The sequence below is a fragment of the Micromonospora sp. NPDC048909 genome, from assembly GCF_040649635.1.
GTDB lineage: Bacteria > Actinomycetota > Actinomycetes > Mycobacteriales > Micromonosporaceae > Micromonospora.
In genome coordinates this window covers 15,679-29,203 of sequence record NZ_JBEZFU010000013.1, presented here as the reverse complement: position 1 = coordinate 29,203, position 13,525 = coordinate 15,679, and the positions used below count along the sequence as shown (strand labels likewise).

At 73.1% G+C, this 13,525-nt stretch carries 12 protein-coding genes and 1 pseudogene; 5 read left to right on the top strand and 8 right to left on the bottom strand.

Annotated features, from left to right (window positions below):
- Positions 1–98: 98 nt before the first annotated feature.
- From AB0C04_RS27355 to aspS, 4 genes and pseudogenes are all read right to left on the bottom strand, one after another.
- Positions 99–1,451, bottom strand: coding sequence for an MFS transporter (locus AB0C04_RS27355; protein WP_357059844.1), 1,353 nt, complete (start codon positions 1,449–1,451; stop codon positions 99–101).
- Positions 1,448–2,047, bottom strand: a complete 600-nt coding sequence (locus AB0C04_RS27350) for a helix-turn-helix domain-containing protein (RefSeq protein WP_357059842.1) — start codon at positions 2,045–2,047, stop codon at positions 1,448–1,450. Before AB0C04_RS27350 ends, AB0C04_RS27355 begins: the two co-directional genes overlap by 4 nt.
- 88 nt (positions 2,048–2,135) lie before the next feature.
- Positions 2,136–2,947 (bottom strand): annotated as a pseudogene (locus AB0C04_RS27345) (sugar nucleotide-binding protein).
- Positions 2,948–3,053: 106 nt separating this feature from the next.
- Positions 3,054–4,859 (bottom strand): aspartate--tRNA ligase, encoded by a 1,806-nt coding sequence (gene aspS, locus AB0C04_RS27340; protein WP_357059839.1) that lies wholly within the window; start codon positions 4,857–4,859, stop codon positions 3,054–3,056.
- A gap of 155 nt (positions 4,860–5,014) precedes the next feature.
- Here aspS and AB0C04_RS27335 point away from each other — a divergent pair, with 155 nt between their 5' ends.
- The gene (locus tag AB0C04_RS27335) at positions 5,015–5,866 is read left to right on the top strand and encodes a DUF998 domain-containing protein (RefSeq protein WP_357059835.1); all 852 of its coding nucleotides are present in this window, start codon (positions 5,015–5,017) and stop codon (positions 5,864–5,866) included.
- Between the two features lie 123 nt (positions 5,867–5,989).
- On the opposite strand, the gene AB0C04_RS27330 is transcribed toward AB0C04_RS27335, so the two are convergent.
- Positions 5,990–7,036, bottom strand: coding sequence for a S1 family peptidase (locus tag AB0C04_RS27330; protein WP_357059832.1), 1,047 nt, complete (start codon positions 7,034–7,036; stop codon positions 5,990–5,992).
- A gap of 257 nt (positions 7,037–7,293) precedes the next feature.
- Here AB0C04_RS27330 and AB0C04_RS27325 point away from each other — a divergent pair, with 257 nt between their 5' ends.
- On the top strand, positions 7,294–8,124 hold the full coding sequence (locus tag AB0C04_RS27325) for a GDSL-type esterase/lipase family protein (RefSeq protein WP_357059830.1): 831 nt from the start codon (positions 7,294–7,296) through the stop codon (positions 8,122–8,124).
- Positions 8,125–8,185: 61 nt separating this feature from the next.
- On the opposite strand, the gene AB0C04_RS27320 is transcribed toward AB0C04_RS27325, so the two are convergent.
- Positions 8,186–8,662: a helix-turn-helix domain-containing protein gene (locus AB0C04_RS27320; RefSeq protein WP_357059827.1), complete on the bottom strand. Its 477-nt coding sequence runs from the start codon at positions 8,660–8,662 to the stop codon at positions 8,186–8,188.
- Positions 8,663–8,718: 56 nt separating this feature from the next.
- Between AB0C04_RS27320 and AB0C04_RS27315 the strand changes: the two genes are divergently transcribed.
- A complete protein-coding gene (locus AB0C04_RS27315) occupies positions 8,719–9,234 on the top strand; it encodes a PaaI family thioesterase (RefSeq protein WP_357059825.1) in 516 nt (171 codons plus the stop codon).
- 37 nt (positions 9,235–9,271) lie between these two features.
- On the opposite strand, the gene hisS is transcribed toward AB0C04_RS27315, so the two are convergent.
- On the bottom strand, positions 9,272–10,600 hold the full coding sequence (gene hisS, locus AB0C04_RS27310) for a histidine--tRNA ligase (protein ID WP_357059823.1): 1,329 nt from the start codon (positions 10,598–10,600) through the stop codon (positions 9,272–9,274).
- Positions 10,601–10,656: 56 nt separating this feature from the next.
- A complete protein-coding gene (locus tag AB0C04_RS27305; RefSeq protein ID WP_357059821.1) occupies positions 10,657–11,376 on the bottom strand; it encodes an MBL fold metallo-hydrolase in 720 nt (239 codons plus the stop codon).
- Positions 11,377–11,635: 259 nt separating this feature from the next.
- Here AB0C04_RS27305 and AB0C04_RS27300 point away from each other — a divergent pair, with 259 nt between their 5' ends.
- Both AB0C04_RS27300 and AB0C04_RS27295 read left to right on the top strand, forming a co-directional pair.
- Entirely contained in the window at positions 11,636–12,520 is an 885-nt protein-coding gene (locus tag AB0C04_RS27300; protein WP_357059819.1) for a peptidylprolyl isomerase, read from the top strand.
- Between the two features lie 60 nt (positions 12,521–12,580).
- Positions 12,581–13,420: a peptidylprolyl isomerase gene (locus tag AB0C04_RS27295; RefSeq protein WP_357059816.1), complete on the top strand. Its 840-nt coding sequence runs from the start codon at positions 12,581–12,583 to the stop codon at positions 13,418–13,420.
- Positions 13,421–13,525 lie beyond the last annotated feature (105 nt).

The window sequence follows — 13,525 nt, the reverse complement described above, 5'->3', positions numbered from 1 at the left end:
CGTCCGCCCCTCGGCCGAGTCGCTGACCGACCCTTCGCTGACCATCCTTCGCGCACCGCCCTGCGCTCCCTACCCGGGCCAACGCGGTGAGCGGCGAATCAGCCGCCCCTCGTGGCGGCGGGTGCGTCGGCGGTCGCGGCGCCCGACGCACCCGCCGGCTCGGCGACGCCGGCCGAGACCGGGGCCGGCGATGTCGGGCGGGGCGAAACCGGCCCTGGGCCACGGCCGGCCCGCCAGGCGGGTAGGTAGAGCGGCGCGGCGAGGGCCAGTACCACGGCGCCGACCAGCATCGCGGCGGTGACGCTGACCGTGTCGGCGAGCGCAGTGAGCACCACCGCGCCGATCGCGAAGCCGGGCTGGCCCATCATCGAGTTGAGCGAGATGACGCTGGTCCGGTAGGGGCCGTCGACCTGGCGGTGCAGCAGGCCCTGGTGCAGCGGGTTGGCCGCCCCGTGCACGGTGTAGCAGGCGAGGTAGGCGAGCAGCACACCGACCGGGCCGGCGAGCAGCCCCATCCCGACCACCGTGCCGCCCTGGAGAACGAGCATCAGCGCGGCGCTCGGGGCGGCCCCGAGCCAGCGCAGCAGCAGCGGGGTGAGCGCGGCACCGGCCGCCCCGGCCAGCCAGGCCGCCGAGTTCGCCGGCCCGAGCAGCGCCGCCGCCCGGTCCGGATCTCCGACCACCTCGGAGAGCCGCACCGGCAGCAGCGACTCGAAGGTGACCATCCCGAAGCCCCAGAACAGCTCGACGCAGACCAGCGCCAGGAGCACCCGGGAGCGGCGCAGCAGCCCGACGGCCTGACCGATCATCCGTGGCGCCTCGGCGAGCGACGCCCGCAGCGCCCCGGCGCCCCGGGCCGGGCGGACCTCCCGCAGCAGCACCAGCAGGGCGGCCAGGGCCACCAGCTGGAACGCGGCGGCGACCAGCACCGGGACGGTGAGCGCGCTGACCGGCCCGATCGGGCCGAGCGCGACCAGGCCGCCGCTGAGCAGCGCGCCGGCGGCGATGGCCACGCCGATCACCGTGCCCGCGTAGCCGAGACCCGGCTCGTACTTCGCCTCGGGGTCGGCGGCCAGGGTGGCGTCGACGTACCAGGACTCCAGAGGGCCGCTGTCCAGCGCCCGGAAGACGCCTTGCAACGCCCAGACCAGGGCGAAGAGCGCGAACGAGTCGGCCACCGCGAAGATCAGCAGAGAGATCAGGCCGAGGGTCCAGGCCACCAGGAGCACCGGCCGTCGGCCGAGGGCGTCGGCGAGCCCGCCGGTGGGCAGCTCCAGCGCCAGCACGACCAGGCCTTGGGCGACCGTGACCAGCCCGATCTGGGACAGCGACAGGCCACGTTGCTGCATCAGCAGGATCATCACCGGGATGATCAGGCCGGAGGGCACCCAGCGCAGACCGTGCAGCACCAGGAAACGGCGGCGGACCTGGCGTACGGAGAGCGCGCTCATCGTTCCTCCTCCACCCGGGGGAAGGCGGCCAGGAAGACGTGCACGGATTGGCTGTCCCGTTCGTCGGGCGTGGCCTCGTCGCGGTAGCGCATCAGCAGCTGCCACAGCTCGTCGTTCAGCGCGCGGAGCCGGGCCGGCCCGAGCTCGAGCACCATGTCACCCATGCCGGCCGCGTCGCGCCACTCGCGGGACCAGCCGGGCGCGACGGCCATCCACCGTTCGGCCTGCTCGGCGAGGAGCCGCACCTGGTCGGCCTGGATCCACTGCACCGCCGCTCGGGCGTCCGGGTCGTCGTCGAAGTCCGTCGGCTCGAAGTTGCTGATGTCGTGCGCCGCCTGCCACCACCGCTGGCGGCCGGCGCCGCGGTCGAGATCCTCGGTCACCAGCCCCACCTCGGCGAGCTGCCGCAGGTGGTAGCTGGTCGCCCCGGTGTTGGTGTGCAGCTTCTCGGCCAGCGCGGTGGCCGTCGCCGGCCCGTCGAGGCGCAGCGTGCCGAGCAGCCGCATCCGCAGCGGGTGGGCCAGCGTGCGGACCTGCCGGGCGTCCAGCTGGACGCTGCGGGGGGCGGGTGGCCCGCCCGGATGTTCGTCGTCCATGCATGCACAATAGCTGTGCACACTTCCTGTGCACAATAGTTGTGCACAGGAAGTGTGCGAGATCGTCGGAGATGCTTCCGGGGGACGCTCAGCCGGCGAGGAGTTCGCGGACCCCGCGCAGCCGGGTCCGCAGCAGCCCGGCGGCGCGGGAGCAGTCGAGGCGCACCTCGACGGGGCCGGTCGCCCCGGCCTCCGCGCTGGTGGTGGTCTTCAGGCCGGCCGGATCGAGGCCCTCGCGGCGGGCCACCAGCCGGCCGAGTTCGGCGCGGCTGACCGCGTCCGGGCCGGCCACGTTGAGCGGGCCGGTGTGATCGCCCTCGACCAGCTCCAGCACGGCGGCGGCCAGGTCGGTGACGTCGACCGGGCAGCGGATCGCGTTGGTGAAGAGGGCCGCCCGGCCGGCGAGCGCGTCCCGGCAGAGCTCGATCTGCTTGCTCCCCTCCCGAAGATCAGCGACGTGCGCACCAGCGCCGCGCCGGGGTCGATCGCCCGCACCGCGGTCTCGGCCGCCGCCTTCGCCGCGCCGTACGGGTAGACCGGGCTGGGCGGCTCGTCGTCGGCGTACGGCTCGGGACGGCCGGCGTGCAGCGCATCGCTGGAGAGGTGCACCAACCGCGCCCCCACCTCGGCGGCGGCGAACGCGACGTGCGCCGCCCCGTCGGCGGTCACCGTCCAGTCGCCGTACCGGTAGGGGGTGCCGACGACGGCGTCCGGCCGCACCTCGGCGACCAGCGCGCGCACCGCGGCGCGGTCGGTCACGTCGAGCCGCCGCGCCTGCACTCCCGGCAGCCCGACCGCGCCCGAGTGGTACGTCCCCACCACCGGCCACCCGGCGGCCACCGCCTGCCGGCACACCTCACCGCCCAGGAACCCGCTGGCCCCCACCACGAGCAGCCTCATCCCACCCCGCCCCCGCTCTTCCACAAAGGATCAAGAGGTCCGCGTCATGTCGACAGCGAATCATGACGCGGACCTCTTGATCAACAGGGCAAGGCCCCCGGGTGGGTCAGGTGGGGTCGGCTACGGGGGCGGCGGGGCCGGCGGTGCCGGTGTGCGGGGTGGCGGGGGGCTTCGGCTTGGCGTCGATGCCGGCCTCGGTGCGCTGCTGGCCGGTGATCGGCGTCGGCGCGCCGGTCAGCGGGTCGAAGCCGCCCCGGGTCTTCGGGAAGGCGATCACCTCGCGGATCGAGTCCGCACCGGCGAGCAGCATGCAGACCCGGTCCCAGCCGAAGGCGATGCCGCCGTGCGGCGGCGCGCCGTACTTGAACGCCTCGAGCAGGAAGCCGAACTTGTCCTGGGCCTCCTCGGGAGTGATGCCGAGCAGGTCGAAGACCCGCTTCTGCACGTCACCACGGTGGATACGGATCGAGCCGCCGCCGATCTCGTTGCCGTTGCAGACGATGTCGTACGCGTAGGCGAGGGCCCGGTCCGGCGCTTCCTCGAAACGGTCCACCCACTCGGCGTTCGGGGAGGTGAACGGATGGTGCACCGCGGTCCAGCCACCCTCGTCCGTCTTCTCGAACATCGGCGCGTCGACCACCCAGCAGAACGCCCAGGCGCTCTCGTCGACCAGCCCGGCCCGCTTGGCGATCTCGATCCGAGCCGCGCCGAGCAGCTCCTGCGCCTCGCGGGTGTTCGCGCCCGCGGCGAAGAAGATCGCGTCGCCGGGCTTGGCGCCGACCGCGTCGGCCAGCCCGGCCAGGTGCGCCTCGGAGAGGTTCTTCGCCACCGGCCCGCGCGCCTCGCCGGTCTCCGCGTCGAGCACCACGTACGCCAGACCGCGCGCGCCGCGCGCCTTCGCCCAGTCCTGCCAGCCGTCCAGCTCCTTGCGGGTCTGCGACGCGCCGCCGGGCATCACCACCGCGCCGACGTAGCCGCCGGCGTCGATCGCGCCGGCGAAGACCCGGAACTCGGTGCCGCGCAGGTAGTCGGTCAGCTCGGTCAGCTCGACGCCGTAGCGCAGGTCCGGCTTGTCGGAGCCGTACCGGGCCATCGCGTCGTGCCAGGTGATCCGCGGGATCGGCCGGGAGATCTCGTGCCCGGCCAGGTCCTTCCAGAGCGCCGAGACGATCGCCTCGCCGAGGTCGATCACGTCGTCCTCGGTGACGAAGGACATCTCGATGTCGAGCTGGGTGAACTCCGGCTGCCGGTCGGCGCGGAAGTCCTCGTCGCGGTAGCAGCGGGCGATCTGGTAGTAGCGCTCCATCCCGCCGACCATCAGCAGTTGCTTGAACAGCTGCGGGGACTGCGGCAGGGCGTACCAGCTGCCGGGCTGGAGCCGGACCGGCACCAGGAAGTCGCGGGCGCCCTCCGGGGTGGACCGGGTCAGCGTCGGGGTCTCGATCTCCAGGAAGTCCCGCTCGTGCAGCACGCCGCGAGCCAGCTGGTTGGCCCGCGAGCGCAGCCGCATCGCGTTCGCCGGCCCGCTGCGCCGCAGGTCGAGGTAGCGGTAACGGAGCCGGATGTCGTCGCCGGCCTCGATCTGGTCGTCGACCGGCAGCGGCAGGGGCGCCGCCTCGGAGAGCACCTCCAGCTCCTCGACAGTCACCTCGACCTCGCCGGTGGGCAGCTCCGGGTTCTCGTTGCCCTCCGGGCGGCGGGTCACCTCACCGGTGACCTTTACACAGAACTCGTTGCGCAGCGCGTGCGCGTCCTCCTCGCGGAAGACCACCTGGACCACGCCGGAGCCGTCGCGCAGGTCGACGAAGATGACACCGCCGTGGTCGCGGCGGCGGGCCACCCAGCCGGCGAGCGTCACCGTCGAGCCGGCGTCCGCGGCGCGCAGGCTTCCGGCATTGTGGGTACGGATCACGGCTGGCAACTCCTCATCGTGGAACAGTCCTCACCGGCATTCTGTCAGGGGCGGCAGTCCTCGTTCCGGGGCACCCGGCACGCCAGGGCAATTCGTCGCCGGGCGGTCGGCGCGAACCCGGCTCGGCGCGACGCGGCGCCGGTTAACGTGGCCGAATGCGCGTCGTACCCAACTGGGCCGTCGCCACGGCGGCGGCGGCACCCGTGCTGCTGGTGACCGGCTGGACGGTCGCGGGCGCCCGCCAGCCCACCGGCTACGACCCGGTCCGGGACACCATCAGCGAGCTGGCCGGGCACGACGCCACCGACGCCTGGATCATGATCGGCTGTCTGGTGCTGTTCGGCGGCTGCTACGTGGCGATCGCCGCCGTGCTGCACGCGGCCGGATTGCCCAGCCGCTTCCTGCTCGCCGTCGGCGGGGTGGCCACCATCGCGCTGATCGCCTTCCCCCGGCCGACGGTCGGCGGCTCCCTCGGCCACGGCGTCGTGGCGACCGTGGCCGTCCTCGCCATGGCGCTCTGGCCGGCCGGTTCGGCGCTGCGGCTGCCGCCCGGCCCGGACGCCGGGCACCCGGCCCGGCCGGAGCCGCCGTGGGCGTTCCGGCGGGCGGTGGGGCTCAGCGTCACCGTGCTGCTGCTGGGCCTCTTCGGCTGGTTCGCGTTCGAGGTGACCGGCGGGTCCCGTACCGGGCTGGCCGAGCGGGTGCTGGCGGTGGCCGTCGCGCTCTGGCCGCTGCTGGCGGTCCTCTCCGCGCGGCGGGCGCAGCTCGCCTGGGCCGCCGCGGCCGCCGATGACGCCACGGCCGCCGCTCCCATCGCTCCCGCCGGTCTTACCGCTCCCGCCGGGCCCGCCACGGCCGCCGGGCCCGCCACGGCCGCCGGGCCGGCCGCGACCGCGGACGCCGCCGCGCCCGCCCACCCGGGTCGGCGGGTGACCCGGGTCGTGCCGCACGATTCCCGTCGGCCGGCCCGTGAGCCCGCTCCGCCGCGGCCGGACCCGCTTCCGTGAGTCGGACCCGCTTCCGTGAGTCGGCCGCCCGCGCGGTAACCCGCAGACAAGGCGGCGACCCGACCGCCCGGACGCACGACGCGGGCCGCCGGAGAATCCGGCGGCCCGCTCAGCTGGTGCGGATCAGAAGACGCTGACGCCGTAGCGGCTCAGCGCCTCGGTGACCGGCTGGAAGTAGGTCGTGCCGCCGGTGCGGCAGTTGCCACTGCCGCCGGAGGTCAGGCCCAGGGCGGTGCCGCCGCTGAACAGCGAGCCGCCGCTGTCGCCCGGCTCGGCGCAGACGTTGGTCCGGATCAGGCCGGAGACCGAACCCTCGGCGTAGTTGACCGTGGCGTTGGTCGCGTTCACCGAACCGCTGCGCAGGCCGGTGGTGCTGCCGGAGCGCTGCACCGACTGGCCGACGGAGGCGTTGCCGGCGCCGGTGATGTCCCGGTAGCTGCCGTTGTAGAGGTAGACGTTGCCGGCCGCGTTGGCGGAGTTGCTGTGCCGGACGATGCCGTAGTCGTTGCCCGGGAAGCTGGTGCCGGTCCGGGTGCCGATCAGCGCGGTCTGGCCGGAGTTCGAGTACCAGCTGGACGAGATGTTGGTGCAGTGCCCGGCGGTCAGGAAGTAGTAGGTGCTGCCGCTGCGCACGTTGAAGCCGAGCGAGCAGCGGCCGCCGCCACCGGCGTAGATGGCCTGGCCACCGGAGATCCGGGTGCTCAGCACGCCGGCCTCGGCCTCGATCCGGACGGCGCCGTTGGCCCGCGCGGCGGCGGCCTTGACCCGCTCCAGCTTCGCCCCGGTGACGGTGCTGTCCACGGAGACGACGACCTGGTTGGTGACCGGGTCGCTCCACCAGGCGGTGCCCGGGATCTTGGCCGAACGCTCCAGGTCCGCGGTGGCCCGGTTGAGCTCGGCGGCACCGCGGGTGACGTACTTGACGGTGGCGCCGGCCTTGCTCGCCTGCCGGGCGGCCGCCGCGTCGGTCACGGTGACGACCGACTTGCCGTTGGCGTCGATGTACGAGCCGGCGGAGCGGTCGCCGAGCTGCGCGGCGAGGGCGGCGGCGGTGTCGGGCGAGGCGGCGGGGGCCGCCTGGGCGGGCGCGCCGATGAGCGAGCCGACGACCAGGGCTCCGGCCACGGTGAGGGTGGCGGCGTGGCGGATCGATGACCTCGTGGGTCGCATGTAACAAACCTCCAGGGAGGGAGCGACGGCCCACACCAGGGGCTGGCGGGGGCACAGGACAATCCGGCCGAACTGGGGGAATCGGCCGCGACTCACTGAAGTATTCACATGCTTAAGATCATCGGCAAGACCCAACTTTGTCCTTTTCGCCCCGCCAACGGTGGTCATCGACCGGAAACATTGTGGACACAGATAGCTGTCTATACGATCTGCTCACCGCACCTCCGCACCTCGGCACCCGCGACCCGGAGGCCACCATGTCCCTCATTCGACGCCTGCTCGTCCCGCTCGCCGCCCTCACCGCGCTCGCCCTGCTCCCCGCCGCCCCTGCCGCCGCCGATCCCGGGCCACCGCCGAGCGCGATGGCCAGCCTCGGCGACTCGATCACCCGCGGCTTCAACGCCTGCGGCTGGTACGTCGACTGCACGTCCCGGTCCTTCAGCACCGGCGACAACTCCGCCGTCAACAGCCACTACCTGCGCATCCGCGCGGTCAACCCGGCCATCGGCGGGCGCAACCACAACGACGCCCGATCGGGGGCCAAGTCCGCCGACATGTACGGGCAGGCCGGCACCGCGGTCGGCCAGGGCGTCGGCTACGTGACGATGCTGATCGGCGCCAACGACGCCTGCACCAGCTCGGAGTCGAGCATGACCCCGGTAGGCACCTACCGGGCCAACATCGACGCCGCGTTGAACCGGCTCAAGACCGGACTGCCCACCGCCCGGGTGCAGCTGATCAGCATCCCCGACATCCGCCGGCTCTGGTCGGTCGGCAAGGACAGCGGCAGCGCCCGCAGCGCGTGGTCGCTCTTCGGCATCTGCCAGTCGATGCTGGCCAACCCGACGTCCACCGCCCCGGCCGACACCGACCGGCGCAACCGCGTACGCCAGCGGGTCGTCGACTACAACACCCAGCTCGCGCAGGCCTGCGCGGCGTACGGCCCGAACTGCGACTTCGACGACAACGCGGTGTTCGGCTACCCGTTCACGCTGAGCCAGCTCTCCGGCTGGGACTACTTCCACCCGAACGCCTCCGGCCAGCAGGTGCTGGCGAACGTCTCGTACGCCGCCGGCTTCCGCTGGTGACCACCCACCGGCGGGTGGGCGACCGTCCCCGCCCGCCCGCCGGTGCGGCCGGTCACCGCGGTCAGCCGATCCGGCGACGGGCGCCCGGGCCCGGTCGCGGCACCACGTCGCGCGGTGAATCCACCGGGTGGCCGCTGTCGCAGCGCATCGCCACCCGGATCTCGGCGCCGCAGTCGCGGTGCTCGACGGCCAGCGGCGAGCCCTCCGGATCGGCCAGGTAGCGGTCACCCCAACCGAGCACGGCGACCAGCACCGGCCAGAGGTCGAGCCCCTTGTCGGTCAAGCGGTACTCGTGGCGCACCCGGCTGCCCGGCTCCCGGTACGGCTCGCGGCGCAGCACGCCCTGCTCGACCAGGGTGGCCAGCCGGTTGGTGAGCACCTGGCGCGGAATGCCGGTGCGGACCCGCATGTCGTCGAAGCGACGGATGCCGTTGAAGACCTCGCGGAGCACCACCAGGGTCCACCGCTCGCCGAGAATCTCCATCGCCCGGGCGATGGTGCAGTTCTCCACCGACCAGTCCAGCGCAGGGGGCCTCATGGCGACCAGGCTAGGTCTCGTTGACAGACTCAGCAACCGACTGACACCCTGAGTCCATGACGCAGACGCAGGACGCCACGCGCAGTCGCACCTTCTCCTGGTCCGACCCCGCGGAGAACGCTGCCGCGCTCGGCCGGGGCGGCGGCCTGGAGATGCTCCGGGCGATGCTCGCCGGCGAGCTGCCCCCGCCACCGGTGATGCAGCTGCTCGACATGTCCCGGATGACGGCCGACGAGGGGCGCGTCACGGTGGAGATGGTGCCGCAGGAGTTCCACTACAACCCGCTCGGCACCGTCCACGGCGGAATCCTCTCCACCCTGCTGGACACCGCCGCCGGCTGCGCCGTGCACAGCACGCTGCCGGCCGGCGTCGGCTACACCTCGCTGGACCTGAACGTGAAGTTCCTCCGCCCGGCCACCGTCGACTCCGGCACGCTGCGCTGCGAGGGCACCGTGCTGCAACGCGGCCGCCGCACCGCCCTGGCCGAGGCCCGCCTCACCGCCGCGCGCGGTCGCCTGGTCGCCCACGCCACCAGCACCTGCCTGATCCTCCCGCTCACCCCGGACGCCTGACCCCGACCCACCCCGGCCCAAACCCGGTGGGGTCGGGTCAGCTCACCAGCGGCTTCAGGTCCGCCGGCGGCGCGGTCCAGGTGTCGGCGGTGGTTGGCGCCTGCTCGCCGGAGCGGATGTCCTTGACCTCGTCGGCGGCGCCGTCCACGCCGGGGAACCAGACGTACGGGATGCCCCGCCGCTCGGCGTAGCGGATCTGCTTGCCGAACTTCGCCGCGCTCGGCGACACCTCGGTCGGCACCCCGCGCCGGCGCAGCACGTCGGCCACCCGGTTGCTCACCGGACGCTGCTCCTCGCTGGTCACCGCGACCAGGACGCAGGTCGGCACCTCCCGGGAGACCGACAGGCCGCCGGTGCCGAAGAGCAGGCCGAGCAGCCGGGTGACCCCGATCGAGATGCCCACCCCGGGGAACCGGACCGAACCCGAGCTGGCCAGGTTGTCGTACCGGCCGCCGGAGCAGATCGAGCCGTACCGTTCGTAGCCGCGCAGCTGGGTCTCGTAGACCGTGCCGGTGTAGTAGTCCAGGCCACGGGCGATCCGCAGGTCGGCGACGCAGAGGCCGGGTGAGTGCGCGGCCGCGGTCTCCATCACCCGGACCAGCTCCTCGATCCCCTCGTCGAGCAGCGGATCGGTGACCCCGAGGGCGCGAACCGCATCGGCGAACGACGCGTCCGGCGCGGAGATCTCGGCCAGCGCCAGGACCGCCTTCGCCTGCGCCTCACTCGCCCCGGACGTCTGGGCCAGCAGCTCGGCCACCTTCGCCGGACCGATCTTGTCCAGCTTGTCGACCGCGCGCAGCGCCGCCTCCGCGTCGGTGAGCCCGATGCCCCGGTAGAAGCCCTCGCAGATCTTGCGGTTGTTGACCTGGATGCGCACCGGCGGGATCGGCAGCGAGCGCAGCGCGTCGCCGATCACCAGCGGCATCTCCGCCTCGTGGTGCGCAGCGAGGGTGTCCCGGTCGACGATGTCGATGTCGGCCTGGAGGAACTCGCGGTAGCGACCCTCCTGCGGCCGCTCCCCGCGCCACACCTTCTGGATCTGGTAGCGCCGGAACGGGAACTGCAGCTTGCCGGCGTTCTCCAGCACGTACCGGGCGAACGGCACGGTCAGGTCGAAGTGCAGCCCGAGCGAGTCGTCGCCGGCCGCGCCGTCGGCGTCGGCCTGCAACCGGCGGATCAGGTAGACCTCCTTGGAGGTCTCCCCCTTGCGCAGCAACTGGTCGAGCGGCTCGACAGCGCGGGTCTCCAGCGGGGCGAAACCGTACAGCTCGAAGGTGTTCCGGATCCGGTCGAGCACGTACTGCTCGATCATCCGCTGCGGCGGTGACCACTCGGGGAAGCCGGAGATGGGCGTGGGCTTGCTCATGATGCTCCGTTCGCAGACCCGCGCGGCCCGCGCGGGGAGAGAGTCGGCGCGGCCGGCTACAGGCCGCGGGTGGGTGCGGCCGGGCGCGCGTCGCCGGACTCCGCCACCTCGATGAGGTACGGGTTGGTCGCGCGCTCGCGGCCGATGGTGGTCGTGGGGCCGTGGCCGGGCAGTACGACGGTGTCGTCGGCCAGCGGGAGGATCTTGTCCCGCAGGCTGGTGAGCATCGCCGGCATGTTGCCGCCCGGCAGGTCGGTGCGGCCGATCGAGCCCGCGAAGAGCACGTCACCGGAGAGGCAGATCTCGTCCGCCTCCCAGCGCGAGCCGGCGCCGGGCATCCGGAACAGCACCGACCCGCCGGTATGGCCCGGTGCGTGGTCGACGGTGATCTCCAACCCGGCCAGCGCGAGGGTGGCGCCGTCGGTCAGCTCGGCGACGTCCTCCGGCTCGGAGTAGGTCAGCCGCCCGCCGAGGAGCGAGCGGAGCTCCGCCGACAGGCCCTTGGCCGGGTCGGCCAGCATCTCCCGGTCGCCGGGGTGGACGTACGCGGTGACACCGCGCGCCCCGCAGACCGGCGCCACCGAGAAAGTGTGGTCGAGGTGGCCGTGGGTGAGCAGCACGGCGGCCGGGTGCAGGCGGTGCTCGGCGAGCAGGGCGTCGAGCCGGTCGAGTACGCCGATCCCGGGGTCGACCACCAGGCACTGCTCGCCGGGCGCCGTGGCGACCACGTAGCAGTTGGTGCCGAAGGCGTCGGCGGGAAAGCCGGCCACGAGCACGTCCGCTCCCCTTCCGTCGAGCTGCCGTCCGTCTGTCAGCAGCCTAACCGGCGGCACGAGCGCATTAGGCGGACCCATCAGTCCCGCCGTTCCCGCCCGGCACAGTGATCCGCTCCGATAAGCGCAGCCGGGACCTCGTACACCACATTCCCAGCCGGTGGCCGTACACTCTGGCGGGCGTGTGGCGTGGCGCACTGGCCCGCCCGGGCGGGGGACGCCCGCCGCCGGTGACGACCAGCGTAGAGGAAGGGGAGCACGGGTGGCTTCCAGCAGGGACCGGCAGCGCAAACTGGCGCGGGCCAAGCTCGACCGGCAGATGGCCCGTCGGGCCGGACGGGTCCGGCGCCGGCGGCAGATCCAGGCCGGCGTGGGCGCCGCCCTGGTGCTGGCGCTGATCGTGGCCGGCTCGGCCTGGGCGTTGGGCGCCTTCGACTCGGATCCGGCGAAGAACAGCGCCGCCGAGGAGGTCTGCCTCTGGACCCCGCAGGACGCCTCCGCGAACACCAACCTCAAGGACGTGGGCACCCCGGCCACCACCGGCCTGCCCACCGAGGGCACCCGGGCGATGACGGTGACCACCAACCAGGGTGCGCCGATCACCGCCGAGCTCGACCTGGCCTCGGCGCCGTGCGCGGCGGCGAGCATCGCCCACCTGGCGAGCCGGTCGTTCTACGACAACACCAAGTGCCACGAGATCACCGCCGAGGGCGCGCTGCGCTGCGGCGACCCCAGCGGCACCGGGCTGGGCGGCCCGACCTACTCGTTCTACGACGAGAACGTGCCGGACGGGCCCGAGCCGAGCCCGTCCGCCAGCCCCGCCCCGAGGCAGCCGCCGGCCTACCCGAAGGGCACGGTGGCCATGATCGCCAACCCGCCGGGCGCCAACGGCAGCCAGTTCCTGCTCTTCTTCAAGGACTACAACCCGGAGAAGCCGGCCTACCCGGTCATCGGCAAGGTCACCGGCGGCCTGGACGTCCTGGCGAAGGTCGGCGCCCTGCCGACCGTGGACAATGGGACCGGGGCCACGGTCAAGCCCAAGACCGACGTGGCGATCCAGAGCCTCACCGTCGGCGAGCCGGTCACCGGGGGCGCACCGGCGCCCACCGGTTCCGGCGCCCCGGCGTCCAGCCCGAGCGCCGGCTGACCGGGCAGCCCCACCCAACCCGCAGCGGCACCCAGACAGACAGTCCAGGAGGATCCAGGCGTGACGTCCACCAGAGAGCGGCAGCGCGCGGCGGCACGCGCCCGACTCGAGAAGGAGATGGCCGAGCGCGCGGCCCTGGCCCGCAAGCGCCGGCAGACCCAGGCGATCGTGGGGGCGAGCCTCGCCCTCCTGCTCGTGGTGGCCGGCACCGTCTGGCTGGCCACCAGCCTGGGTGGCGACGACGACAAGACCGGCACCGAGACCGCCGCGAGCGGCCTCGCCCAGTGCGCCTTCACCGAGATCCCCGCCGATCAGCGGATCAAGGAGATCAAGGACGTCGGGCTGCCGGCCAACCAGCAGTCGAACACCGGTGTCCAGACCATGACGATCGACACCAACCTCGGGCCGATCACCGCAAAGGTCGACCGGTCCCTGGTGCCCTGCACCGCGGCGAGCTTCACCCACCTGGCGGAGAAGAACTTCTTCGACAACAGCAAGTGCCACCGGCTGGTGACCGAGGGCATCAAGGTGCTCCAGTGCGGTGACCCGAGCGCCACCGGCAAGGGCTGGCGGGACACCGACGGCACCGGCGGCCCGAGCTACCGGATGGCCGAGGAGAACCTGCCGACCGACAAGCGGCCCCCCTACCCGGAGGGCGTCATCGCGATGGCCAACTCCGGCCAGCCGGGCAGCACGGGCAGCCAGTTCTTCATCGTCTACGGCGACTCGCCGCTGGACCCGAACTACACCGTCCTCGGCACCATCACCGGCGGGATGAACATCGTCCAGGACGTGGCGAAGGCCGGCGACGACAAGGCCTTCGCGCAGCAGGCCGGTGGCGGTCACCCGAAGAAGGAGATCGTCATCAAGAAGCTGACCATGAGCGCGCCGCAGTCCTGAGCGCGCCGCTCGTACGACGAAGCGCCCGCCGGTCACCGACCGGCGGGCGCTTTCGTTCGTGATCGACTCGGGTTCACGGATGTCGGGGTGCCCGGTCGCCCGGAT

Coding starts and splice junctions, on each gene's coding strand:
- AB0C04_RS27350 (WP_357059842.1), bottom strand. CDS start 2,047: ATGGACGACGAACATCCGGGCGGGCCACCCGCCCCCCGCAGCGTCCAG.
- AB0C04_RS27330 (WP_357059832.1), bottom strand. CDS start 7,036: ATGCGACCCACGAGGTCATCGATCCGCCACGCCGCCACCCTCACCGTG.
- AB0C04_RS27325 (WP_357059830.1), top strand. CDS start 7,294: ATGTCCCTCATTCGACGCCTGCTCGTCCCGCTCGCCGCCCTCACCGCG.
- AB0C04_RS27355 (WP_357059844.1), bottom strand. CDS start 1,451: ATGAGCGCGCTCTCCGTACGCCAGGTCCGCCGCCGTTTCCTGGTGCTG.
- AB0C04_RS27335 (WP_357059835.1), top strand. CDS start 5,015: ATGCGCGTCGTACCCAACTGGGCCGTCGCCACGGCGGCGGCGGCACCC.
- AB0C04_RS27315 (WP_357059825.1), top strand. CDS start 8,719: ATGACGCAGACGCAGGACGCCACGCGCAGTCGCACCTTCTCCTGGTCC.
- AB0C04_RS27320 (WP_357059827.1), bottom strand. CDS start 8,662: ATGAGGCCCCCTGCGCTGGACTGGTCGGTGGAGAACTGCACCATCGCC.
- hisS (WP_357059823.1), bottom strand. CDS start 10,600: ATGAGCAAGCCCACGCCCATCTCCGGCTTCCCCGAGTGGTCACCGCCG.